Genomic DNA, 22426 nt, shown 5'->3' on the forward strand with positions numbered 1-22426 from the left:
CCAAAGGCCCACTCCACCCCATCGGCGCGGCGGCGCCGAGGCTGCTTGCGCAAATGCGCAGGCAGGAGGCCGCGGTCAAGCGGCGAGGGGCCGGGGCATCGCCCCGGGGGAGGGCGAGAATCGCATGGTGGGACGAGCGTCGGGCTTGCGGGGCGCTCCGGTCAAGCTTGCTCTGGTCACACCGTCGCCAGGGGCGCGGCCGGCCGGTTCTGCCGCAGCAGCGCCGCGCTGCTGGACACCGTCGTCCAGCTCGCCGCCGCCATCGCCTTGCGGTCGGGCAGCGCCGAGGGGCTGAAAGGCTCGTGCAGCACCACCGTCGCCCGCGCCCCGCTGCGCCGCGCCAGCCGCCAGAAATGGCTGGCGATCGACATGTCGCCATACCAGGCGAAGAGCGGCCGGTCGCGCCGGCAGGCCGGCAGCCCGCCCAGCCGGTCATAGACCAGCGAGACCGGCTGCACCTGCCGCGCCGCATCGGCCGTCGCCAGGAAGGCGCTGCGGAAGGGCAGCACACGCGTGCCGTCGCTGCTGGTGCCCTCGGGGAAGAGGATCAGGCTGTCGCCGGCGGCAAGCCGCGCCTTCATCGCCTCGGCCTCGCTTCCTGTGCGGCCGCGGCTGCGGCTGACGAAGACGGTGCGGCCGAGCCGCGCCACGGTGCGGATCAGCGGCCAGGTGCCGACCTCGGCCTTGGAGACGAAGCAGCCCTCCAGCGTCCCGCCGAGCACCAGAATATCGAGCCAGGAGCAGTGGTTGGCCAGGAAGAGCACCGGCTTCTCCCCGGACGCCTTGCCGATCACCTGCACCCGCAAGCCGATCAGCCGGCAGAGCACGGCGTGGTAGACCCGGGCGAAGACCACCTTCGGCCGCCCCGGCACAAGGAGCAGCACGGCCTGAATGGGAATGGCAAGCAGCGTCCAGAGCAGCACCGAGGCGATGCGCCGCACCGCGCGGATGCGGCCGCCGAGCGGCCGGTCCTCGAAGACGTCGAACAATCGCCCGCCGGGCAGGTTGCTCTTGAACCGCAGGGGCTTCTTCCGCCGCAGGCGGCGGGGACGAAGGGCTTCGATCGGGTCGCGGGCCACGGCTTCCATAAGGGGCAGCGGATAGCCCGCGTTCCGTGACGCTGCAATGTCGCCGGTGCGACGCCTGGGTGATATCCGCTCAGCCCGCTTCGCGTGGCAGCCATTTGATCTCGGGCGGCGCCCGGAAGGCGAAGCGCAGCAGGTGCCGCGCCACTACCTCCTGCAGGCGCTCCAGCGCCTCGGTCCCATCGGCCTCGGCCTGCAGCACGAGCAGCCCCTCCGCCGCCTCCAGCCGGCAGATGCCCATGGGGAAGGCGATGGAGCCTCGCGTCTCCTCCAGCGTCACCGGTAGCTTGTGGGCGAAATGCTTGCAGAGCTGGCCGAGGTAGCGGCCAGGGCTGTCCAGCGCGATGCGCGCTTCCGAATGTTGCATGGCGGTCAGACCTGCTCGATGGCGACGGCTGCGGCGTCGATCGCCGCGGCGATGGCCGCCACCTGGGCCGGCTCCAGCCGCCCGCGGCCGAGCCTGAGCCGCAGCGAAAGCTTCAGGTTGTGCATCGCCCGCATGATCTGCGGCGAGGGCCCGCCCTCCGCCCCGAGCTCGGCGAGCCGGGCAAGGATGGCCGAGGCCGCCGCCTGGTTGGCCGCCAGCCAGGCCTCGCCTTCGGAGGTGATGGCGTAGAGCTTGCGCGGCCCCTCCGCCTGGCCGATGGCGATATGGCCAAGCTCCTCCAGCATGGTCAGCGTCGGGTAAACGACGCCGGGGCTCGGCGAGTAGGCACCGCCGGCGCGCTCCTCGATGGCCTTGATGATGTCATAGCCATGCCGCGGCGCCTCGGCGATCAGCGCCAGGACCAGCATGCGGAGGTCGCCATGCTCCAGCAGCCGGCCGGGCCGGCCGCCATGGCGATGCCGCTCGCCATGGTGCCGCTCGCCGCGCGGACCGAACTCGCCGCGGGCATGGCGGTGGCCGAAGGGGTCGTGCCGCTCGCCGCGGTGGAAGAAGCGGAATCGCATCGCTGTTCTCCGATAGTATTTCGACATATCGAAAAACAGATATATCGAAACCCAGTCGGCTTCAAGGTCCCGGCGGGTGAGCCCCGCCGGGAGCCCTCGGTCAGACGGCGCTCGACCAGTCCGCCGGGACGAAGCGGTAGCCGCTGCCCTCCTTTGCGAGGTAGCCATTCGCTGGGAAGGGGAAGTGGTAGCCGGTGATGCGGATCCGGTCGGCCGCCACCTGGTCGTAAATCTTGCGCCGCGCCGCCTCGGCCATCTGCGCGTCGAAGTCGAAGATGGCGTGGAAATCCGGGCGCCGCGCCAGCACTTCCGGTCGGTTGCTGGTATCGGCGACGAACATCGCCTGGGCATTGCCGTCGGCGATCAGGTAGCAGGTATGGCCCGGCGTATGGCCATGGGCGGCGACTGCCCGGATGCCGGGGATGACCTCGGCGCCGGCCTCGACCTGGCGGATCTTGCCCTGATAGGGCGCGAAGCGACGGGCGCTGTTGGCGAAATTGCCGCGCTGGCCCTCCGGGCTGCGGGTCTCGTTGCCGGTGTCGCTCCACCAGGCCCATTCGGCGGCGGGGACGACGACTTCTGCATTGGGGAAGGCGGCGGCGCCGGCGCCGTTCAGCAACCCGTTCACATGGTCGCCGTGGAAATGGCTCATCACCACCAGATCGACCTTGGCCGGGTCGATGCCGGCCGCGGCCATGTTCTGGATCATCTTCCCCTGGGTCGCGGTCGCGGGCAGCACGCCGTTGCCGCTGTCGAAAATCACCAACCGGCTGCCGGTGTCGAGGAAGGTGACAGTGAAGGGGATGCGGAAGCTGTCGGTCGGCAGGAAGCTCTCCGCCAGCACCTTCTGCACCTCGGCCAGCGGCGCGTTGCGGATGAAGCCCTCCAGCGGCCGCACGAAGAAGCCGTCATGCACCGTGGTGACGGTGAAGCCGCCGACCTTGAAGCGGTAGAAGCCGGGGGCCTGCGACACCGGGGCAGCGGCTGGGGCCGGGGCAGCCGGCGCGGTCTGCGCCGCGGCGCTGCGCAGCAGCGCCGGGGCGGCCAGCCCGGCAGCGAGGCCGCCGAGCGCAAGGCGGCGGCTGGTGGTGTCGGTCATGGCTTTCTCCTGCGAATGTCGCGCTCCTATTGGTGGGGAGGGACCATCTGGGATCAAGCCATTCCGCCCCTCGATCAGCGCGTGAAGGCGACCACCGCCTCCAGGTGCGGCGACCAGAGGAATTGGTCCACCGGCACCGCCGTGGTGACGCGGTAGCCGGCTGCCTTCAGCGGTTTCGCATCCCGCGCCAGGGCGACCGGATTGCAGGAAACATAGAGGATGGAGGGCACGCCGGCGCGGGCCAGCAGCGCCGTCTGCTCGGCGGCGCCGGCATAGGGGGGGTCGAGCACCACGGCGGCGAACTCGCGCAGCTCCGGCCCCGCCAGCGGCTGCCGGTCGAGGTCGCGCCGCACCGCCTTCACCCGCAGCCCGGCCTTGCCCGCCGCCGTGCCGAGGGCCGCGACCGCCTCCGGCACCGCCTCGAAGGCGGTGACCCGGGCACGCGCCGCGAGCGGGAAGCTCAGCGTGCCAAGCCCGGCATAGAGATCGGCAATGGCCGCACGCCCCGGCAGCTTGCGCGGCAGCCCTTCCAGCAGCGCGGCGATGATGGCCGCCTCGCCCTCGGGGCTCGCCTGGAGGAAGGCACCCGGCGCCGGCACCACCTCCGCCCCGGATAGCAGGTGCCGCACCGGCCCGAGCTGCGCCGCCACTTCCGCCGGCCCGCCCTTGCCGCCCCAGGCAATGCGCGGAATGCGCTGCGCCGTGGCGAAGGCGGCCAGCTGGCGGCGATCCGGCATGGAGAGCGGCGCATCAGTGCGGAGCAGGATGTCCGGCCCGCTGGTCAGCATGTTGATCACGGCCGAGCCGAGCCGGCGCAGGCCCTCGACATGGCGAAGCGTCTCGGCCAGCGGCCCGAGCAGCGCAACCAGCGCGGGTTGCAGCACATGGCATTCCTGCATCGGCACCAGCGCCGTGGTGCCGCGCTGGTGGAAGCCGATCTGCACCCGGCCGTCGGGCAGCCGCTCCAGGCCGAGATCGGCGCGCTGGCGGGAATTCCGCGGCGTCGTCACCAGCGGGGCAACCGGCGCATCGGGGAAGCCAGCGCGGGAAAGGGCTTCGACCAGCCTGCTGCGCTTCCATTCGGCATAGGGGTCCGGCGCCCAGTGCTGCAAGACGCAACCGCCGCAGGCGGGGAAGTGCCGGCAGGGCGGCGCGACGCGTGCCGGGCTCTCCTCCAGCCAGGCCTCCACCTCGGCCCGCTTGCCCGAGAGGCGGGCCCGTACCCGCTCGCCGGGCAGGGTCTGCGGCAGGAAGACCGGGCCGCCGGCCGCCTGCGCCACGCCGTCGCCGGCCGCGCCCATCGAGTCGATCAACAATTCCAAAGGGTCAGCCTTCGCCGCCGATCAGCGGCAGATGGGGGGCGTCGATGCGCGTCCAGGTCAGGGAGAAGCGCCCATCAGCAGTCCGGCCAGGACCCAGGCCATGGCAAGGCATCGCCGTTCGCCGGTAAGGGCGAGGAAGAGGCCGTTGCAGACGGCCCGCTCCCGGTCGATCAGCCGGGCAAGCTGCCCGGCCGGCGCGATGGCGAGCTGGACCGTACGCCCCGGCTCGGCCACGTCCTGGACGCTGAACTCCGTGGGACGTCAGCCCCCGAAGGCGTTCAGCCCGGTGATGGCCCGGCCGAGGATCAGCGCATGGACGTCATGCGTGCCCTCGTAGGTGTTCACCGTCTCGAGGTTCATGACGTGGCGGATCACGTGGTACTCGTCCACGATCCCGTTGCCGCCATGCATGTCACGCGCGACGCGGGCGATGTCGAGCGACTTGCCGCAGTTGTTGCGCTTGACCAGGGAGATCATCTCCGGCGCCACCTTGCCCTCGTCGAAGAGCCGGCCGACCCGCAGCACGGCCTGCAGACCGAGAGTGATCTCGGTCTCCATGTCGGCGAGCTTCTTCTGCACCAGCTGGGTCTGCGCCAGCGGCCGGCCGAACATAGTGCGGTTCAGCGTGTAGTCGCGCGCGGCGTGGAAGCAGAACTCGGCGGCACCCAGCGCACCCCAGGCAATGCCGTAGCGCGCGCGGTTGAGGCAGGAGAAGGGGCCGGCGAGGGACTTCACGCCCGGCAGCCGGTTCTCCTCGGGGACGAAGACCTCGTCCATCATGATCATGCCGGTGGTCGAGGCGCGCAGCGAGAACTTGCCCTCGATCTTCGGGAAGGAGAGGCCCTTCATCCCCTTTTCGAGGACGAAGCCACGCAGGATGCCCTCGTCGTCCTTCGCCCAGACCACGGCGAGGTCGGCGATCGGCGCGTTGGTAATCCAGGTCTTGGAGCCGGAGATCAGGTAGCCGCCATCGACCTTCTTCGCCCGCGTCCGCATGGAGGAGGGGTCGGAGCCGGCATCCGGCTCGGTCAAGCCGAAGCAGCCGACCCATTCGCCGGTGCGGAGCTTCGGCAGGTACTTCTCACGCTGGGCCTCCGAGCCGAAGGCGTGGATCGGATACATCACCAGGGAAGACTGCACGGAGAAGGCCGAGCGGTAGCCGCTGTCGACCCGCTCCACCTCGCGCGCCATCAGCCCGTAGGCGACATAGGAGACGCCGGCGCAGCCATAGCCATCGAGCGTGGCGCCGAGGAAGCCCATCTCGCCCAACTCGTTCATGATCTCCCGGTCGAACTTCTCGTGCCGGTTGGCCAGAAGGATGCGGGGGAACAGTTTCTCCTGGCAGAACTGATGGGCCGACTCGCGGATCATCCGCTCGTCCTCGGTCAGCTGGTCCTCGAGGAGCAGCGCATCCTCCCAGGCGAAGCTGGCCAGGCGCTTGGGGGGCTGGGTGACAACGTTCATGGCTGGCTCCTTGGGGCTCTTCTGCCGCGGGTATTTGGCGCCTGGGGCGCGGTCGGACAACGGGTAGCGAGGCGCCCGCGGGACATTGCCCGCGGGCCGGGGATCACGCCGCCTCGGCCTCCTGCTCCGGCTGCTGGTCGCGGCGGGGGCGGGGGATGGGGATCAGCATGAAGGCGGGCACGGCATCGCCGAAGCCGACAACGGCCGGGCCGAGATCGTCGCGGTCCCGGTCGCGCCGGCGCGGCGCGTCGCGGTCCCAGCGGCGCTCCTCGCGCGGGGCGCGCTCGTCACGGGCGGGGCGCTCCTCACGGACCGGGCGCTCGTCACGGACCGGGCGCTCGTCACGGGCGGGGCGCTCGTCGCGGGCGGCAACGGGGGCCCGGTCCCGGTCGCGGTTGCGCTCGGGCCGATCGCGCTCGCCGCGGCTCCGCTCGGGGCGGTCGCGGTCGCGGTCACGCCCGCCACGCTCCGGCCGATCGGCCTGCTGGGCAGGGCGCCGGTCGCGGCCGCCACGATCCCGCTCGCGCCCGCCGCCACGCCCGGCGCTGCCGCCGCGCCCGCGCTTCGGGCGGGAGGCCGCCTCGGCAATCTCCTCGTTGCTGATCGGGTCAAGCCCCTCGACCTCGATGCGCGGGATCGGCTTGCCGGTCAGGCTCTCGATGGCCGCCACGTTGCGCGCATCGTCGGGCGTGGCGATCGTGAAGGCCGCGCCTGCCTTGCCCGCCCGGCCGGTGCGGCCGATGCGGTGGACGTAATCCTCGGCGTGGAAGGGCACGTCGAAATTGAAGACGTGGCTGAGCCCGCCGATATCGATGCCGCGCGCCGCGACATCCGAGCAGACCAGCAGCTGCAGCTCGCCCGCCTTGAACTTATTCAGCGTGGCGAAGCGGCTCGGCTGGTCCATGTCGCCATGCAGCGCGCCGACCGAGAAGCCGTGCCGCTTGAGCGACTTGTAGAGAACATCGACCTCGATCTTCCGGTTGCAGAAGATCAGCGCGTTCTGCACCTCCTCGCGGCGGATCAGCCGGCGCAGCGCCTCGCGCTTGTCGAGCTCGCGCGTCCAGAGCAGGCCGGCGGTGATGGTCGTCGCCACGCTGGCCGGGGCGGAGACGCTGATCTCCTTCGGGTTCTGCAGGAACGCGTCCGCGAGCTTGCGGATCTCCGGCGCCATGGTGGCGGAAAAGAACAGCGTCTGCCGCATCGGCGGCAGCATGGAGACGATGCGCTCCACATCCGGGATGAAGCCCATGTCGAGCATGCGGTCGGCTTCGTCGATGACGAGGACCTTGCAGTCGGCGAGCAGGATGCGGCCGCGCTCGAACAGGTCGAGCAGGCGGCCCGGCGTCGCGATCAGCACGTCGACGCCCTTTTCGAGCACGGCGCGCTGGTCGTTCATGCTCTCGCCGCCGATCAGCAGGGCATGCACCAGGTTGAGGTGCTTGCCGTACTTCACGAAATTCTCGGCGACCTGGAGCGCCAGCTCCCGCGTCGGCTCCAGGATCAGGCTGCGCGGCATGCGCGCCTTGGCCCGGCCGGAGGCAAGGATGTCGAGCATCGGCAAGGTGAAGCCGGCGGTCTTGCCGGTGCCGGTCTGGGCGCAGCCAAGCACGTCGCGGCCCATCAGCACGATGGGGATGGCGGCTTCCTGGATCGGCGTTGGCGAGACGTAGCCGGCCTCGGCGACGGCTTGGAGGATCGGCTCGGAGAGGCCGAGATCGGCGAAGGTGGTGCGCGGCGCCTCGTCCTCGGACTCGTCTTCCTCGCCGTCCTCATCCTCGTCCTCAGCGTCCTCCTCGGCCTCGGGCTCCGCGGCGGCGTCGATCGCGGGCGGCGGCAGATCGGCCGTGCCAGGGGCGGGGTCGGAGCCTTCGGCAACGGACTCGATGACCGTCGGCGCGCTCTCGGCCATCAGTGATTCGGGCGAATCCTCGGGCGCCGGGGCAGGCGCGGGCTCGGCCGCCATGGCCGCTGCGGGCATGGTTTCGGCCTGATGATCGTTATGCACAGTCTCGGCCGCATCGGGAGCGGGCCGGTCGGGGGTATCGGTCAAGTGCGGTCGGTTCCTTCGCCGGGACAGCGGCGGCATGGCGGCCCACATGGCCGAAAACCGACGCCCGGCTCGCCCTTTTCCAAAGCTGCCGTTCCAGGTCCGCCGCGCATATGCGCCAATGAGGCCCGAAAATCAAGGCGCGGGAGGGCTTGCTGCAGCATTTCCCGCCTCGTAGAGGCATGTGCGACATGCCAGACCCCATCGACCTCCTCCTGCTGCCCGGCCTGCTCTGCGATGCTGCGCTGTGGGAGGCGCAGATCGCCGACCTCCGGGGCCTGGCCCGCTGCCAGGTGGCGGATGTGGCGCAGGATGGCAGCCTCGCCGCCATGGCGGCCCGGGCGCTGGCCGCAGCGCCGCCGCGCTTCGCCCTGGCCGGGCTCTCCATGGGTGGCTACCTCGCCTTCGAAGTGCTGCGCCAGGCGCCCGAGCGGGTGACGCGGCTCGCCTTGCTCGACACCTCGGCCCGGCCGGACACGCCGGAGCAGGGACGCCGCCGCCGCGCGTTGATCTCGCTCGCCCGCAGCGGGTTGTTCAAGGGCGTCACTCCGCGGCTGCTGCCGCAGCTCATCCACCCGGACCGGCTGGCGGGGCCGGTCGGCCAGGCGGTGATCGCAATGGCGGAGCGCGTCGGGCGGGATGCCTTCCTGCGCCAGCAGGCGGCCATCCTCACCCGGCCCGACTCGCGCCCTGACCTGGCCGGGATCCGCCTGCCCACCCTGGTTGCGGTGGGCGAGGCCGATCTGCTGACCCCGCCCGAGCTGGCCGAGGAGAGTGCCGCCGGCATCCCCGGCGCCAGGCTGCACCGCATCCCCGGCTGTGGCCACCTGCCGCCGATGGAGGCACCGGAGATCGTAACCGGCCTGTTGCGCGACTGGCTGATGGCTTAGCCAGGCGTTAGGCCGCCACGGCCTTCTCCTCCGCCGGCGCCCCGGCCGCCTCCTGCCGCGCGAGCGGGATGGCGATTTCGCAAAGCAGCCCGCCCGGCAGCCAGCGCCGCGTCACCCGGCCGCCGAGCTGCATCTCCAAGGTCTGCTCGATGACGCGGGAGCCGAAGCCGCGCCGCACCGGGTTCGCCGCCTCCTCCGGCCCGCCACGCTCGCGCCAGAGCAGGGTCAGCACCCGCTGCGAGGGGTCCAGCCGCCAGCTCACCTGCAACAGCCCGCCGCGGCGGGACAGGGCGCCGTATTTCATCGCATTGGTCGCCAGCTCGTGCACCGCCATGCTGAGCGGCTGGGCGGCATGGGCGGCGATGGTCACCGGCGGCCCATGCAGCTCGGCCCGCGGCGCGTCGAGCCGGATGCCGGTGAGGAAGGCGGCCAGCTCGCCCTCCAGCAGGGCATGCAACTCCGCCCCTTCCCAGCGGCGACGGGCGAGGATGGTCTGCGCCCGGGCCAGCGCGGAGACGCGCCCCTCGATGATCCGCACCAGCTCCGCCGGCGTCTCCGCCCGGCTCAGCCGCAGCGCCGCCTGCACCACGGCGAGCGCGTTCTTGGCGCGGTGATCGACCTCCCGCATCAATAGCTCGTTGCGTTGCTCGCTGCGCTTGCGCTCGGTGATGTCGAGGGCGAGGCCGGTCAGCCGCACCGGGCGGTCCCGCTCGAAATGCACCTGGCCGATGGTGAAGATCCAGCGCTCGTCCCGCGCGGGGCCGGCGACCACGCGGAACTCCGCCTGGTAGGTGCCGGTCCCCTGGGGGTCCTTGGCGCGGCGTATGGCGTCCCGCCGCAGCGGCCGGTCGTCCGGGTGCAGGCCGGCGAGGAAGTGGCGGCTGGTGACCGGCTCCTCCCCCGGCACGTTCCAGAAGGCACGCATCCGGCTGTCCCAGGTCACGGCCCCGGAGCGGAAGTCATGGTCGTAGATGCCAAAGCCCGCCGCCTCCTGGGCAAGGCGCAGCCGCTCCCCGCTCGCCACCAGCGCCGCCTCGGCATGGCGGCGCTCGGTGACGTCGAGGACGATGCCGGCGGCCAGGCGCGGGGCGAAGCGGCCGGGCTGCCGCGGCTGCGCCTCGCCGCGCGCCAGCATCCAGCGCACCGAGCCATCCGGCTGGCGGATACGGAATTCCAGGTTGAAGGCGCCGCCATGCCGGGCAAGCCCGCGATAGGTCCCGGCCAGCAGCCGGCAATCCTCCGGATGCAGGCGGGAAGCGAGGCGCGCCAGGGTCAGCGGCCCAGTGGGAGCGAGTCCGAACAGCCCCGGCATCGCGGCATCCGCGAGCACCGAGCCATCCTCGGCGAGTTCGAAGGCGACCGCGCCGCTCGCCTCCTGGGCCCGTTGCAGCCGCGCCTCGCTGCGGCGGAGCGCATGCTCCGCCTGGTGCAGGGCGCTGAGGTCGGCCCGGGTGCTGACGATCGAATGCGGCGCGCCGGTCCGCGGGTCACGGCGCAGCGTCCATTGCGTGCTGGTGACGATCAGGCTGCCGTCGCGCCGGTATTGCCGCACCTCGCCCTGCCACTGGCCTTGCCGCAGCAGGTTGGCGAGCAGTCCCTCGCGGCCGCCCGCCTGGAACTCGGTGCGCAGCAGCGCCGCCACCATCCGGCCCACCGCTTCCTCCCGGCCGTACCCGTAGAGCCGGACGCAACCCTCCGACCAATGGAGGATGCGCCCATCGAGATCGGTGATCACGCAGGGCGTCAGGTCGAGGGCCTCCGAGACCTCGGCGAGCGCCGCGGTGCGCTCGGCGACCCGCGTCTCCAGCCGGTCATGGGCGGCGATCAGCCGGCGCTGGCCACGCCAGACCAGCGCGGCGAGGCCAAGCAGCGCCAGCATCGCCGGCAGGGCGATGGCGAGTTGCGGCAGCATCGCCTCGCGCCATGCGGCGATGATCGCGGCGCGGGTCCGGATGGCGGCGGCATAGGCGGGAAAGCCATCCAGCCGGCGAAGGCCGATCAGCGCAGGCTTGCGATCCAGCATGGCGTCGTCGGCGATGAGCGCCCGCTCAGCCCCGGCCGCGGCGACCGCATGGAACGGCGTCCTCGTCGGCAGGGGCGGCAGCGGGCTGGAAAAGCCGTCGGTGCGGGCGAGGGTGCGGCCATCGCTGCGCAGCAGGCTGATCAGGTCATTCGGCGTGGCGCGCAGCCGGCGCAGGCCTTCGGCGACCACCTCCGGCTCCACCGCCAGCTTGACCAGCCCGTCGAACCCATCGGCCGGGGGTGGGTTGCCGGTCCGGGTCCGCTGCCGGCCGACGGTGAAGATCAGCTTGCCGTCCAGCGGGCTGGTGAAGACTTCGCCGAGATGCAGCGGCGGTGCGCCGGACGCCCGCATCGCGGCGAGGAAGCCGTCGTCGAACCCCGTCCCGCCCGGGGGCAGGGGGTGGCCGTTCGTCGCCAGCAGCACCGTGCCCTGCCGGTCGAAGACGGCCGCATGGCCGAACTGGGGAAGCTCGGTGGTCACCGCCCGCGCCGCCGGCCGCAGGCTCTCGGCCTGTGCCATGATCTCGGCATCGCCCAGCCCCTGCAACAGGTCGTCGAGGCGGCTGGCGGCGATGCCGTAGTTGAGCAGCAGGCGGGACGCATAGTCGGCGCCGGCATCCGCTTCCCGCGCGACCTCGTTCCGAGCCTCCCGCCACGTGCCCTGCCAGGCGAGCCACCCGCCGGCACCGAGCAGCACGGCCGGCAGGCCGATCGCCGCAGCCAGCAGGCAGGCGAACAGCCAGGCCGAAGCCCGAAACCCGTTCTCCCCTCCGGACCCAGGCAGCGTGGAGCGGAACATGGCATCTCCAAACCAGTGCCGATCTGTATCGGTTTTCAGCGGTTTCGTCGAAATAGCGTGAACAGCGGCCTTGTAGGGTAATCTCTCACCAAAGTGATTCAAATCGTATACCGGAAGTGGTGCTCGCGGGGATTTGTTCCCGGACCGGGATGCACCCGGACCAGCAAGAAACCCGGTCACCCGATCAGCCGAAGGGGCCTATGATGGCATCGCCGCCAGGGAGCCTCGATGCACCACCACGCCGCCCCCGTCCGATTGTGTTGGAGCCTGCCGCTTTGGACCTGATCGCCTCGTCCAAGGCAGCCGGTGCGGCGGGCCTGTTCCAGGCGCTCGGCGACAATACCTGTGCCTTGGACCATGATTTCCGGTTCCTGGCCTGCGACGAGGCCGCCGCCGCCTATCTCGGCCAGCCTGCCGACGGCTTGCTTGGCCGCTCGATCTGGGACGCCTTTCCCGCCACGGCCCAGCCACCGCTCGGCCCCCTACTGCGCCAGGCAATGGCAGATCGCCGCCCGGTGCGGCTTGAGATGGCGGGCACCATCCGACCCGATCGATGGGTTGAATTCACGCTCTTCCCGATCGCCGAGGGTCTTGGCATCGCCTTCCGCGACCGCACCGCGGTCCGCCGCGCGACCGAAAGCCTCCAGGCCAGCGAGGAGCGGCTGCGAGACCTGTTGTCGACGCTCGACCTCGGCAATTCCATGGCGCGCGACATGGATGGCACCATCACCTTCTGGTCCGAAGGCTGCGCCCGCCTCTATGGCTGGACGGCGGCGGAGGCGCTCGGCCGCTCCGCCCATCGCCTGCTCGGCACGCAATTCCCGGTGCCAGTGGCAGAGGTGACGGCAGCGCTCGAGCGCGGCGGCGAATGGACCGGAGACCTCCATCAGGTAGCACGCGACGGGCGGAAGCTGATCGTTGCCGCCCGCAAGGTGCTGCGACGCGACGGCTCGGGACGGCCGGTCGCGGTGCTGGAGGCGCTCGCCGACGTCACCGCGCAGCGCGCGGCGGAGGCGGCGCTGGCCGAGAGCGAGGCGCGCCTTGCCCTGGCCATCGCCGCCGCCGAGATCGGCATCTGGGACTGGACCTCGCCCGCCGCCCGGCTGGTCTGCACCGCCGAGGTGCTGGCCATCTGCGGCCTCGATTCCTCAGCAGAGGTGACGCTCGCCCTGGCGCAGCGGCTGGTGCATCCCGGCGACCGGCGGCGGGTGGTTCGGGCGTTCCGCAACGCCCGCGACCCGGCGCGGCGAACCCACCTGGACCTGGCCTGCCGCATCCGCCGGCCTGACGGCACGGTCCGCCAGGTGGTGATCCAGGGCGAGCCGCTTTTCGCCGAGCGGCCGGCCGAGGCCGTCGCCATCCGCGTGGTCGGCACGCTGCGCGACGTGACCGAGCGCTGGCAATGGCAGGAGGAGCGCTTCGCCAGTGAAGCGAGGCTGCGCCTCGCCCTCGGCGCCGGGCGGATGGCGGTCTGGGATGCCGATCTTCGCCAAGGCATGGTGACGGGCTCCGCCGAGCTGCCACGCCTGCTCGGCTTCCCGGACGGCCCGCTGCCGGACATCGAGACGATCCGCGCCCGATTCGCTCCAGGCGAACGGGAAAGGCTGCGCGAGATTGGTCTGGCGGCGCTGGCCCGTGGTGAGCAATTCGTCGAAGCCGAATTCCGCTACCTCCGGCCGCATGACACCGCATGCTGGCTGATGCTGCGGACCGAGTTCACCGTGGATGCGGCCGGGCGGGCCGTGCGGGCGATCGGCGTGGTGCTCGATATCACGGAACGCAAGCAGGCGGAGGAACGGCAGACCCTGCTGGCCCGCGAAGTGGACCACCGGGCAAAGAATGCCCTCGCCGTGGTGCAGGCCGCGCTACGCCTGACGCCGAAGGAAGATCCGGCCTCCTACATGCGCGCCGTCGAGGGACGCGTCGCCGCGCTGGCCCGGGCGCAGACCCTGCTGGCTCGCGGCCGCTGGACCGGGGCCGAGTTGCGCACCCTGTTGGAGGATGAGCTGGCCCCCTTCCTCGCCGAGGGCGCCGGTGCTCCGCGTGCCCGGCTGGATGGGCCACCCGTGCTGCTCTGGCCTGCCGCCACCCAGGCCCTCTCCATGGCGGTGCATGAGTTGGCGACCAATGCCGTCAAGCACGGCGCCCTTGGTCGCTCCGGCGGGACGGTGACGGTGCAGTGGCGGGTGGAGCTGGAGCCGCCGGGGCCGCCCCTTCTTCGCCTCGAATGGCGCGAGAGCGGCGGGCCGCCGGTGCCGGGCAGCCCGAGCCGGCGCGGCTTCGGCACGCGTGTCCTCGACGGCACAGTCCGCGCGCAACTCGGCGGCAAGGTCCGGCAGGGCTGGTCGGCCGAGGGCATCCGGGTGGAGATGGACATTCCCCTCTCCGGCGGCACCACGCCACCCGTGCCCGAGAATATCGCAACGTCCTTCCGCTAAACCGTTGCCGTCAAAGCATATGCCGGATCTTCCGGAGACAGCATGAAAAGCAATGCTCGCCGCTAAGGTGAATTTACGGTAGTTGGACCGTGAACCAGCCGGTTCGTTCCTTCCCTTGTACTCTCCGGAGATGCCATGCTGGCCGGTCCCCTTCGGGGGTCTTACGACCTTGCCGATGGGGCTGCGCGTCCCCCGGTTCAGGCGGCGTCCCGGGTTGGCATCCGCTCCCGGGTTCTCGCCCTGGCGCTGATGGCCATGGCGGTGCCGGCGGTGCTGGCCAGTGCCTATTTTGAAAGCCGCGCCCGCGAGCGCCTGCGCCTCGCCGAGATCCGCGCCGTGGACGAGGCCAAGGCCGGGGCGCGGGATCTCGATGCACTGGTTGCCCAGATCCGGATGATGGTGACGGCGCTGTCCGCCATCCCGGAGGTGCGCCGCGGCGAGGGCGCCGCCTGCGCCGACACGCTGCGCCGCTTGTTGCCGACCGCCGGCTGGCTGGCCAGCCTCTCCGTCGTCCGCACCGACGGCTATGTGCTGTGCAGCACCAACCCGATGGCGCCCGGCCTCAACATCGGCAGCCAGCTGCATCTTCGCCAGGCGCTGGCGAGCCGGCGCTTCGTCTTCTCCGACCTGGCCATCTCGCGGGTCCACGGTTCGACCGGCCTCCATGCGGTGGAACCGGTGCTGCGGGAGGGGGGCTCGGTCGAGGTGCTGCTGGTGGTCGCGCTCGACTCGGACTGGCTGCTGCAAAGCCTGCTCGCCCGCTTCGAGGATGAGCGGCGCATCGGCATCGTCGACGGCCAGGGCGTGCTGGTGGCGCGCCACCCGCCGGTCCCCGAGGCGATCGGCCGAAGCTATGAGGGCAGCCCGGGGGTGGTGGCCGCCCGTGCCAACCGGACCGGCCATGTCCTCGTCTCCGGCCTCGAGGGGCGCCCCATCATCTTCGGCTTCGCCCCGGTCGAGGCCTCGGGCGCCTGGGTGTTCATCGGGCGGGAGGCTGCGGCGATCCTCGGCCCGATCGAGGCGGAGAGCCGCAGCTCCTACCTAGTCCTCGCCTTGTCCGGCGTCCTGGTCCTGCTGGTCGGGCTGGCCGGCGGCGAATGGCTGCTGATCCGGCCGATCGCCGCCCTCCGCCGCACCATCGACCGGCTGGCCGAGGGCGACCTCGCCGCCCGGCCACGGCTCGGCCAGCTTTCGGCGCCCGAGCTGGCCGCGCTCGCCGCCCAGGTGGCGCGAATGGCCGAGCGCCTTGCGGCGAATGAATGCGAGCTGATCCGTGCCCGCGATGCGGCGACGGCTGCGAGCCTGGCCAAGAGCTGGTTCCTCGCCGCCGCCAGCCATGAGCTGCGGACGCCGCTCAACAGCGTGCTCGGCTGGGCCCAGGCGCTGCTGATCGACCCGCGCCTGCCGCTCGCGCTCCGGGACCAGGTGGAGGATATCGGCCGTGCCGGCTGGCGGCTGAACGAGATCGCCTCCCGGCTGCTGGAGGCGACGCGGCTCGAGGCAGAGGCGCCGCAGCTGGGCGAGGTCGATCCGGCCGGGCTCGGCGAGGCCTGCCTCGACCAGGTCCGCCCTGCCGCCGCTGAACTCGGCCTCGGCCTGGTGCTCGAGGCCGCTCCCGCCTTGCCGCCGCGCCTGCGGACGGACGAGCGGCGGCTGCGCCAGATCCTGCGCAGCCTGCTGGAGAATGCGGTGAAGTTCAGCCGCGGCGGCGAAGTGCGGCTGCGGCTGTCCTGGCAGGCCGCGACGGGGCTGCTGCGGGCCGAGGTGCTGGACCATGGCCCCGGCGTGCCGGCCGGGCTGCGCAACCGGCTATTCCAGGACTTCGCGCATCAGGATCCGGCCGGGCAGGCGGGGCGGGGGCTCGGCCTCGGCCTTTCGGTCTCGGCCCGGCTTGCCGCGCAGCTCGGCGGCGAGGTCGGTCATGCCGACCGGCCGGACGGGCAGACGGGCAGCCTCTTCTGGTTGCAGGTCCCGGCGGCGCGCCCCGGCTGATCAGACCTGGCCGTGGGCGAAGAGCGGCCGGTCGGAGACACCTTCGTCGAGATCGGAGGCCAGCCGGCCGAGCGGCACCTCCAGCGCGCAATCGAGCCCGGCCGCGGTCCAGTCGCGGCCGACCGCGCCGCCCAGCTGGTCCCGGATGGTCGCCTCCATCACGCGGCTGCCGAAGCCGCGGCGCTCGGGCGGCGCGGCGATCGGCGGGCCTCCCGTTTCCGACCAGCGGATGCGCAGCAGCCCGGCCGGATGGTCGAGCGCCCAGGACAGCCGCACCACCCCGCCCGGCATGGAGAGCGCGCCATGCTTCGTTGCATTGGTCGCCAGCTCGTGCAGCGCCATGGAGATCGCCTGGGCCGCGCTCGGTCCGAGCAGCACGGAAGGCCCGTCCAGCACCACCCGCGGCGCCCGCTCCTCCCGGCCGGTGCGAGCAGGAAGGAAGGGCGCCAGCTCCCCCTCGGCCAGCTGGTGCAGCCGGGTGCCGGACCAGCGCGCCTCGGCGAGCAGGTTGTGGACCCGGGCGAGGTTGTTGACCCGCCCCTCGACCGCCTGGGCATAGCGGACGGCATCGTCCTTGGGGGTCAGGCGCAGCGCCGCCTGCACCACGGCGAGGGCGTTCTTTGCGCGGTGGTCCACCTCGCGGGCCAGAAGACGCAGCCTTTCCTCCGCCTCCCGCCGCTCGGTCACGTCCATGGCGACGCCGACCACGCGCAGGGGCCTGCCATCCGCGGCGTCGCGCAGGATGCTGCCGCGGCCATTGATCCAGCGCAGCGCCCGGTCGCCTTGGCGGATGATTCGGAATTCCGTTTCCCAGACGGTGGCGGTGCCGGCGAGCGCGGCGTCCAGCATCGCCTCCACCCGCGGGCCGTCCCCCTCCGTCATCAGGGCGCGCCAGTCGGCATCGGTGAGCGGCTGCGCCGGGTCGGTGCCGAACAGGTGATGGCAGCTCTCCGACCAGAACAGGGCGCCCGTTGCGACCTCCCATTCCCAGGAGCCGATGCCGCCGGCCTCCTGCGCCAGGCGCAGCCTTTCCTCGCTGCGACGCAGCTGCTCCTCGGCCTGGCGCCGCTCGGTCACGTCCTGGACGATGCCGCGATGGCCGACGAGGCGCCCATCGGAGGCATGGCTCCGCTCGCCGATCGAGAGCAGCCGGCGCTCGGCACCGTCCGAGGCGCGGCGGATGCGGAATTCGACCTCCATCGGATGCGGCCCGTTCGGGTCCAGCGCCATCTGCTGCTGCCGCATGAGGGCCTGCCGGTCATCGGCATGAACCAGCGACAGGATGAACTGCTCCTGGATCGGTGTGCCGGGTTCCAGGCCCCAGAGCCGGTAATTCTCGTCCGACCAGCGGGTCGTGCCGGTTTCGTAATTGGTGTCCCAGGAACCGATGCCGCCCGCCTCCTGCGCCAGGCGCATCCAGGCCTCGCTGCTGCGCCGCGCCGCTTCCGCCTCGTGCTGCGCGGTCACGTCGAGCACCACCGCCATGGTGCGGATCGGCTGTCCCCGCGCATCGCGCACCGGCGAGGAGGCGATGCGCGCCCAGCGTACCGAGCCATCTGGCCGGAGGAAGCGCTTCTCTCCCTCGTAGGATGGCACCTCGCCACGCGCCATGCGCCAGAAACCGGCAAGGTCGACCTCGCGGTCCTCCGGATGGGTGACCTCGGTGAAGGGGAGGCCGATGAGCTGCTCGGCCGGCCGGCCGAGCAACTGGCAGAAGGCGCGGTTGACGCGAAGAAAGCAGCCGGTGGCGCAATCGGTCTGCTGCATCGGCACGGCGGACTGCTCGAAGGCGGCGCGGAATTCGGCCTCGCCCGCGCGCAGCGCGGCATCGGCCCGCTCCATGGCCAGGCGAAGCTCCTCGAATTCCGCGACGGGGCTGTGCGGCAGGGCGGGCGGCGGCTCCGCGCCCGTGCCGCCCCTGACCCTATCGGCCCGCCGCACCAGGGCGAGGACAGGGCTGCGGATGCGCCGCCCGAGCGACAGTGCCAGGGCGAGGCCGAGGCCGAAGGCGACGGCGCCGCCGGCGAGAAAGATCAGCAGCGGCCGCAGCCAGTTCGTCCGATGATCGGCCAGCCGCTCGCCGACGACGACGCTCCAGCCGGGCGCCCGGCGCAGGCGGTGGAAGGCATAGAGTACCGGCCTGGCCTCGGCGGTGTCGCGGAACATGCCGCTTGCCTCGGCACCATTGCCGAGAGGCACCGCAATGGCCGCGGCGCCGGGGGAGGCCCCGCCATCGTCGGAGCGCGCGACGATCCGGTTCTGTGCATCGACAATCGCGGCGACGGCGCCGTGATTCAGCTCCTGGTCGGCCAGCAGCCGGGCGAGCCGCTCGGCCGGAACCGCCATCGTCACCACCGCCTGGGCGTCTGGCGTCGGCGCCGCCGCGGCGGCCTGCGCGCGGCCCGAAGCCTGGCCTTCGATCAGGTTGGCGATGGCCGCCTGGCGGGTCAGCAATGCGCGCTGGACCAGCTCGGCCGTGGCCGGCGCGGTCACCGGGACCGGATCGGGCAGCGCATCCTCGGACCGCATGGTGTCCAGCCGCTGCGGGTAGCCCTGCACGGCCTCATGCACCACCACGGCGCCGCCAAGCCGCGTCGTCGCCGTCACCGCCCAGATGCGGAAGGCGCGGCTGTCCTCGAGCCGGAGCAGCGGCGAGCTGGCGAGGGCGAGCACGGCGGTCTGGAAGATCTCGAACTCGCCATCAACCGCCAGTGACAACGCGCGGGCGGTATCCTTGAGCCGTTCCTCCGAGGCGGCGCGGTAGAGGCCCGCCAAGTGCCAGGCCGTGGCGCCGCCGAGCGCGAGGCTCGGCACGAGCACCGCCAGCACCAGCCCGAGCAGATGCCCGGCAAGGCCGACGCGCCCGTGGCGTTCCATGGGCCCGCCCTGCCTGGCCATGCCGCTTTCCCCAGCCCCCTTCGTGAGCGGCAATACTGCCTCTTACCGGCGCAACGACGCCAGTTGCGATTGCGCCGCCCTGGGCAGCAGCATGGGCAGGATGATGCCGACGCCGATGCCCCAGGCGCCGTTGATCAGCACCGAGATCAGCATCCGCACCGGGTTGAAGCCGGCGGCCACCGGCTGGCCCTTCAGCGGCGCCACGACGAACCAGCCGACCAGCGCTGCCACCAGGCCGAGCAGCAGGCCGCTCAGCCAACCTGGCATCCGCCGCAGGCGCGGCAGCGCCAGCCCGTAGGGAATGCCGTAGAGGCCGCCCCAGAAGCAGAGGCTGGCGATCAGCGGCACGCCGTAGGGCGGCATCGGATTCGTTGGGAAGGGCGGCGGCATCCAGCCGATCACATGGAGCAGGCCCCACATGCCCTGATGAAAGGTCAGGACGGCAAGCACGGCGGCCAGGAAGCCGAGCGAGGCACGGACCAGTGCGGGCATGGGGGATCCTCGTTGGGAAGGAGGGTAGTCTGCGCGGGAGAGGATAGACCGTTGCGCGGCACCCTCAAAGCAGGCTGGTCAGACGTCCACCTCCGCCTCGTCGAGCTTCGCCGCATTCTCCTGGATGAATTTGAACCGAAGCTCCGGCTTGCGGCCCATCAACGCCTCCATCAGCTCCGCGGTGCGCGTGCGCTCCTCGGGCGGCAGGACGACCTTCAGCAGCGTGCGGCGCTTCGGGTCCATCGTCGTTTCCTTCAGCGCCGCCGGCGGCATCTCGCCGAGGCCCTTGAAGCGGCTGACCTCGACCTTGTGGCTCGGCTTGAACTCGCGCTTCAGGATGCGCTCGCGGTCGGCGTCGTTCATCGCATAGACCGACTTGCCGCCATGCTGCAGCCGGTAGAGCGGTGGCTGGGCGAGGTGGAGCCGGCCCTGGCGCACCAGCTCGGGCAGTTCCTTGTAGAAGAATGTCATCAGCAGGGCGGCGATATGGGCGCCGTCCACATCGGCATCGGTCATGATGACGATGCGGCCGTAGCGCAGGCGGGCGATGTCGAACCGCTCGCCCGCGCCGCAGCCGAGCGCCTCGATCAGGTCCTTCAGCTCCTGGTTCTGCCGCAGCTTGTCGGCCGAGGCGGAGGCGACGTTCAGGATCTTGCCGCGCAGCGGCAGCACCGCCTGGGTCTCCCGGTCGCGCGCCTGCTTGGCTGAGCCGCCGGCCGAATCGCCCTCGACCAGGAACAGCTCGGTGCCCTCGGCGCTCTCGCGCGAGCAGTCCGCCAGCTTGCCGGGCAGGCGAAGCTTCCGCGTCGCCGACTTGCGTGGCGTGTCCTTCTGCTCGCGGCGCCGGATGCGCTCCTCGGCTCGTTCGATGGCCCAGGTGAGGAGGTTGCCGGCCGTGGTCGGGTCGCCCGCGAGCCAATGGTCGAAATGGTCGCGCAGCGCCGTCTCGACCAACTTCGTGGCCTCGGGGCTGGTCAGCTTCTCCTTGGTCTGGCCCTGGAATTGCGGGTCCCGGACAAAGACGCTCAGCATGCCGGCGAGACCGCCGAACAGGTCCTCCGCGGTGACGCTGGCGGCGCGCTTCTCCTTCTTCAGCTCGCCATAGGCGCGGAGGCCCTTCACCAGCGCGCCGCGCAGCCCGGCCTCATGCGTGCCGCCCTGCGGCGTCGGGATGGTGTTGGCATAGGTGGAGAGGAAGCCGTCGCCCTGCTCCAGCCAGGTGACGGCCCATTCGCAGCGCCCGGCGCCCTCCGGGAAGGTCGCCTCGCCGACATAGGGAGCGGGGACGACCTGGCTGCGGCCTTCGAGCGCCGAGCCGAGGAAGTCGGCCAGGCCGCCCGGGAAATGCAGCGTCGCCGCAGCCGGCGTCTCTCCGGTGGCGAGGGAGGCGTCGCAGGCCCAGCGGATTTCGACGCCGCGATAGAGATAAGCCTTGGAGCGGCAGAGCCGGTACAACCGCGCGGCCGCGAAGTCGAGCTTTCCGAAGATCTCCGGGTCCGGCTTGAAGCGGATGGTGGTGCCGCGCCGGTTGTGGATCGGCCCGGCATTCTTCAGCTTGCCGAGCGGCTTGCCGCGCGCATAGGCCTGAGTGAAGAGGGTGCGGTCGCGCGCCACCTCCACTTCCAGCCGCTCCGCCAGCGCATTGACGACCGAGGAGCCGACGCCGTGCAGGCCGCCCGAGGTCTCGTAGGCCTTGCCGGAGAATTTCCCGCCCGAGTGCAAGGTGGTGAAGATCACCTCGAGCGCCGAAAGCTTCGGGAATTTCGGGTGCGGGTCGGTCGGGATGCCGCGCCCGTTGTCGCGGACGGTCAGCCAGTTGCCCGGCTCCAGCGTGACCTCGATGCGGTCGGCATGGCCCGCCACCGCCTCGTCCATGGCGTTGTCGATGATCTCGGCGGCGAGATGGTGCAGGGCGTTCTCGTCGGTGCCGCCGATATACATGCCCGGCCGGCGGCGGACGGGCTCCAGCCCCTCCAGCACCTCGATATCCTTGGCGGAATAGCTGGCCGCCTCGGTTGCGGTGGCGATGCCGCCCTTGCCGCCGGGGCGGCGGCCGCCGAAAAGATCGTTCATGTCTTGTTCCCCTGTTGCGGCAAAGATAGCCGCCAGAGGCGCCCGATACAATGAGGGCGGCGGGTTGCCCCGCCGCCCGGCGCATCACTGTGGCTTTCGAGGCGCCTGAGTCAGGGCGCCTTGTCCTGCGGCAGGTGCGCCTCGATCATCCACAGCATCTTGTCCGCGGCGCGGGACTGCTCGGTCAGCAGGTCGGCCGTGTCGGCATCGCCCGCCTCGTCCGTGGTGTCGATGCCCTCGCGCAGCGCCTTGCCGACCATGGCGTAGCGGTCGGCGAGCTGCACCACATGGTCCATGCCGGCATAGACATCGGTCGGGTAGGGCGGCAGGCGCGTGCTGGCGGCCAGGGTCTGGGTCACGCCGTTGGCCGTGCCGCCGAGCTGGACGATGCGCTCGGCCAGGTCATCGGTCGATTCCTGGAGCGCGTTGTAGAATTCCTCGAACAGCTTGTGCAGCTCGCCGAAATGCGGGCCCTTCACGTTCCAATGCGCCTGCCGGGTGGCATTGTAGAGGTCGATCGTATCGACCAGGCAAGCCTGCAGCACGCCGATCGAGACCTGCTTCGCATTGCTCGGCACGTCGTTGCGGGTGGTATGGGTCTTGGCGGCCTTCGCCATGGGTAACTCCTCCGTTCGGTCACCGGTACATGTGGAGCGTCCGGGCCAGAGGGAAGCCCCCCTTGCCGCGTCCGCTGCCATGCCGCAGCGCAGAAGGCCCGCCCGGGACGCGCGGGGCTTCAGTGACAAACCCGTGTGCGGGGCCATTGCGGGGGAAGATGGGCCCGCTGTCAGCCCGTCGTCATGCCGGGGCCACGCCTGGGGGCGCAAGCTCGGCCGCATGACAACCGGAGGGAC

The 22426-nt window shown here is 71.5% G+C and carries 16 protein-coding genes; 3 read left to right on the top strand and 13 right to left on the bottom strand.

Going from position 1 to position 22426, the window contains the following annotated elements; all coding sequences use genetic code 11:
- Positions 1-176: 176 nt before the first annotated feature.
- From LH62_RS13780 to LH62_RS13810, 8 genes are all read right to left on the bottom strand, one after another.
- Positions 177-1088 (bottom strand): 1-acyl-sn-glycerol-3-phosphate acyltransferase, encoded by a 912-nt coding sequence (locus tag LH62_RS13780; protein WP_043362111.1) that lies wholly within the window; start codon positions 1086-1088, stop codon positions 177-179.
- Between the two features lie 70 nt (positions 1089-1158).
- Positions 1159-1452, bottom strand: a complete 294-nt coding sequence (locus LH62_RS13785; protein WP_043362114.1) for a DUF2218 domain-containing protein — start codon at positions 1450-1452, stop codon at positions 1159-1161.
- Positions 1453-1457: 5 nt separating this feature from the next.
- Positions 1458-2036 carry a PadR family transcriptional regulator gene (locus LH62_RS13790; protein WP_043362116.1) on the bottom strand — a complete coding sequence of 193 codons (579 nt, stop codon included), beginning with the start codon at positions 2034-2036 and terminating at the stop codon, positions 1458-1460.
- Positions 2037-2136: 100 nt separating this feature from the next.
- Positions 2137-3135 carry an MBL fold metallo-hydrolase gene (locus LH62_RS13795; protein WP_043362118.1) on the bottom strand — a complete coding sequence of 333 codons (999 nt, stop codon included), beginning with the start codon at positions 3133-3135 and terminating at the stop codon, positions 2137-2139.
- Positions 3136-3209: 74 nt separating this feature from the next.
- Positions 3210-4457: a class I SAM-dependent RNA methyltransferase gene (locus tag LH62_RS13800; protein WP_236552548.1), complete on the bottom strand. Its 1248-nt coding sequence runs from the start codon at positions 4455-4457 to the stop codon at positions 3210-3212.
- Between the two features lie 57 nt (positions 4458-4514).
- A complete protein-coding gene (locus LH62_RS31150; protein ID WP_160299837.1) occupies positions 4515-4691 on the bottom strand; it encodes a hypothetical protein in 177 nt (58 codons plus the stop codon).
- A gap of 27 nt (positions 4692-4718) precedes the next feature.
- Complete coding sequence (locus LH62_RS13805; RefSeq protein WP_043362122.1) at positions 4719-5921, bottom strand: acyl-CoA dehydrogenase; 1203 nt, start codon at positions 5919-5921, stop codon at positions 4719-4721.
- A gap of 103 nt (positions 5922-6024) precedes the next feature.
- Positions 6025-8019: a DEAD/DEAH box helicase gene (locus LH62_RS13810; protein WP_082012561.1), complete on the bottom strand. Its 1995-nt coding sequence runs from the start codon at positions 8017-8019 to the stop codon at positions 6025-6027.
- 140 nt (positions 8020-8159) lie between these two features.
- Here LH62_RS13810 and LH62_RS13815 point away from each other — a divergent pair, with 140 nt between their 5' ends.
- Positions 8160-8858: an alpha/beta fold hydrolase gene (locus tag LH62_RS13815; RefSeq protein WP_043365804.1), complete on the top strand. Its 699-nt coding sequence runs from the start codon at positions 8160-8162 to the stop codon at positions 8856-8858.
- A 7-nt stretch (positions 8859-8865) separates the two neighbouring features.
- Here LH62_RS13815 and LH62_RS28400 read toward each other — a convergent pair whose 3' ends face one another.
- Positions 8866-11679 (bottom strand): PAS domain-containing protein, encoded by a 2814-nt coding sequence (locus LH62_RS28400; protein ID WP_052214424.1) that lies wholly within the window; start codon positions 11677-11679, stop codon positions 8866-8868.
- Positions 11680-11954: 275 nt separating this feature from the next.
- Between LH62_RS28400 and LH62_RS28405 the strand changes: the two genes are divergently transcribed.
- On the top strand, positions 11955-14117 hold the full coding sequence (locus tag LH62_RS28405) for a PAS domain S-box protein (RefSeq protein WP_052214427.1): 2163 nt from the start codon (positions 11955-11957) through the stop codon (positions 14115-14117).
- A gap of 135 nt (positions 14118-14252) precedes the next feature.
- The gene (locus LH62_RS13830; protein ID WP_144404477.1) at positions 14253-16109 is read left to right on the top strand and encodes a sensor histidine kinase; all 1857 of its coding nucleotides are present in this window, start codon (positions 14253-14255) and stop codon (positions 16107-16109) included.
- Here the strand turns inward: LH62_RS13830 and LH62_RS13835 are convergent, their stop codons facing one another.
- The 4 genes from LH62_RS13835 to dps all read right to left on the bottom strand — a co-directional run bounded on the left by LH62_RS13835 (position 16110) and on the right by dps (position 22189).
- Complete coding sequence (locus tag LH62_RS13835) at positions 16110-18986, bottom strand: PAS domain S-box protein (protein WP_144404478.1); 2877 nt, start codon at positions 18984-18986, stop codon at positions 16110-16112.
- Positions 18987-19049: 63 nt separating this feature from the next.
- Positions 19050-19499 carry a hypothetical protein gene (locus LH62_RS13840; RefSeq protein WP_043362129.1) on the bottom strand — a complete coding sequence of 150 codons (450 nt, stop codon included), beginning with the start codon at positions 19497-19499 and terminating at the stop codon, positions 19050-19052.
- Between the two features lie 78 nt (positions 19500-19577).
- Positions 19578-21572, bottom strand: coding sequence for a DNA topoisomerase IV subunit B (parE, locus tag LH62_RS13845; RefSeq protein WP_043362132.1), 1995 nt, complete (start codon positions 21570-21572; stop codon positions 19578-19580).
- Positions 21573-21682: 110 nt separating this feature from the next.
- Positions 21683-22189, bottom strand: coding sequence for a DNA starvation/stationary phase protection protein Dps (dps, locus tag LH62_RS13850; RefSeq protein WP_043334499.1), 507 nt, complete (start codon positions 22187-22189; stop codon positions 21683-21685).
- Positions 22190-22426: the final 237 nt, after the last annotated feature.

This window comes from Belnapia sp. F-4-1 (genome assembly GCF_000802185.1).
Classification (GTDB): Bacteria; Pseudomonadota; Alphaproteobacteria; order Acetobacterales; family Acetobacteraceae; genus Belnapia.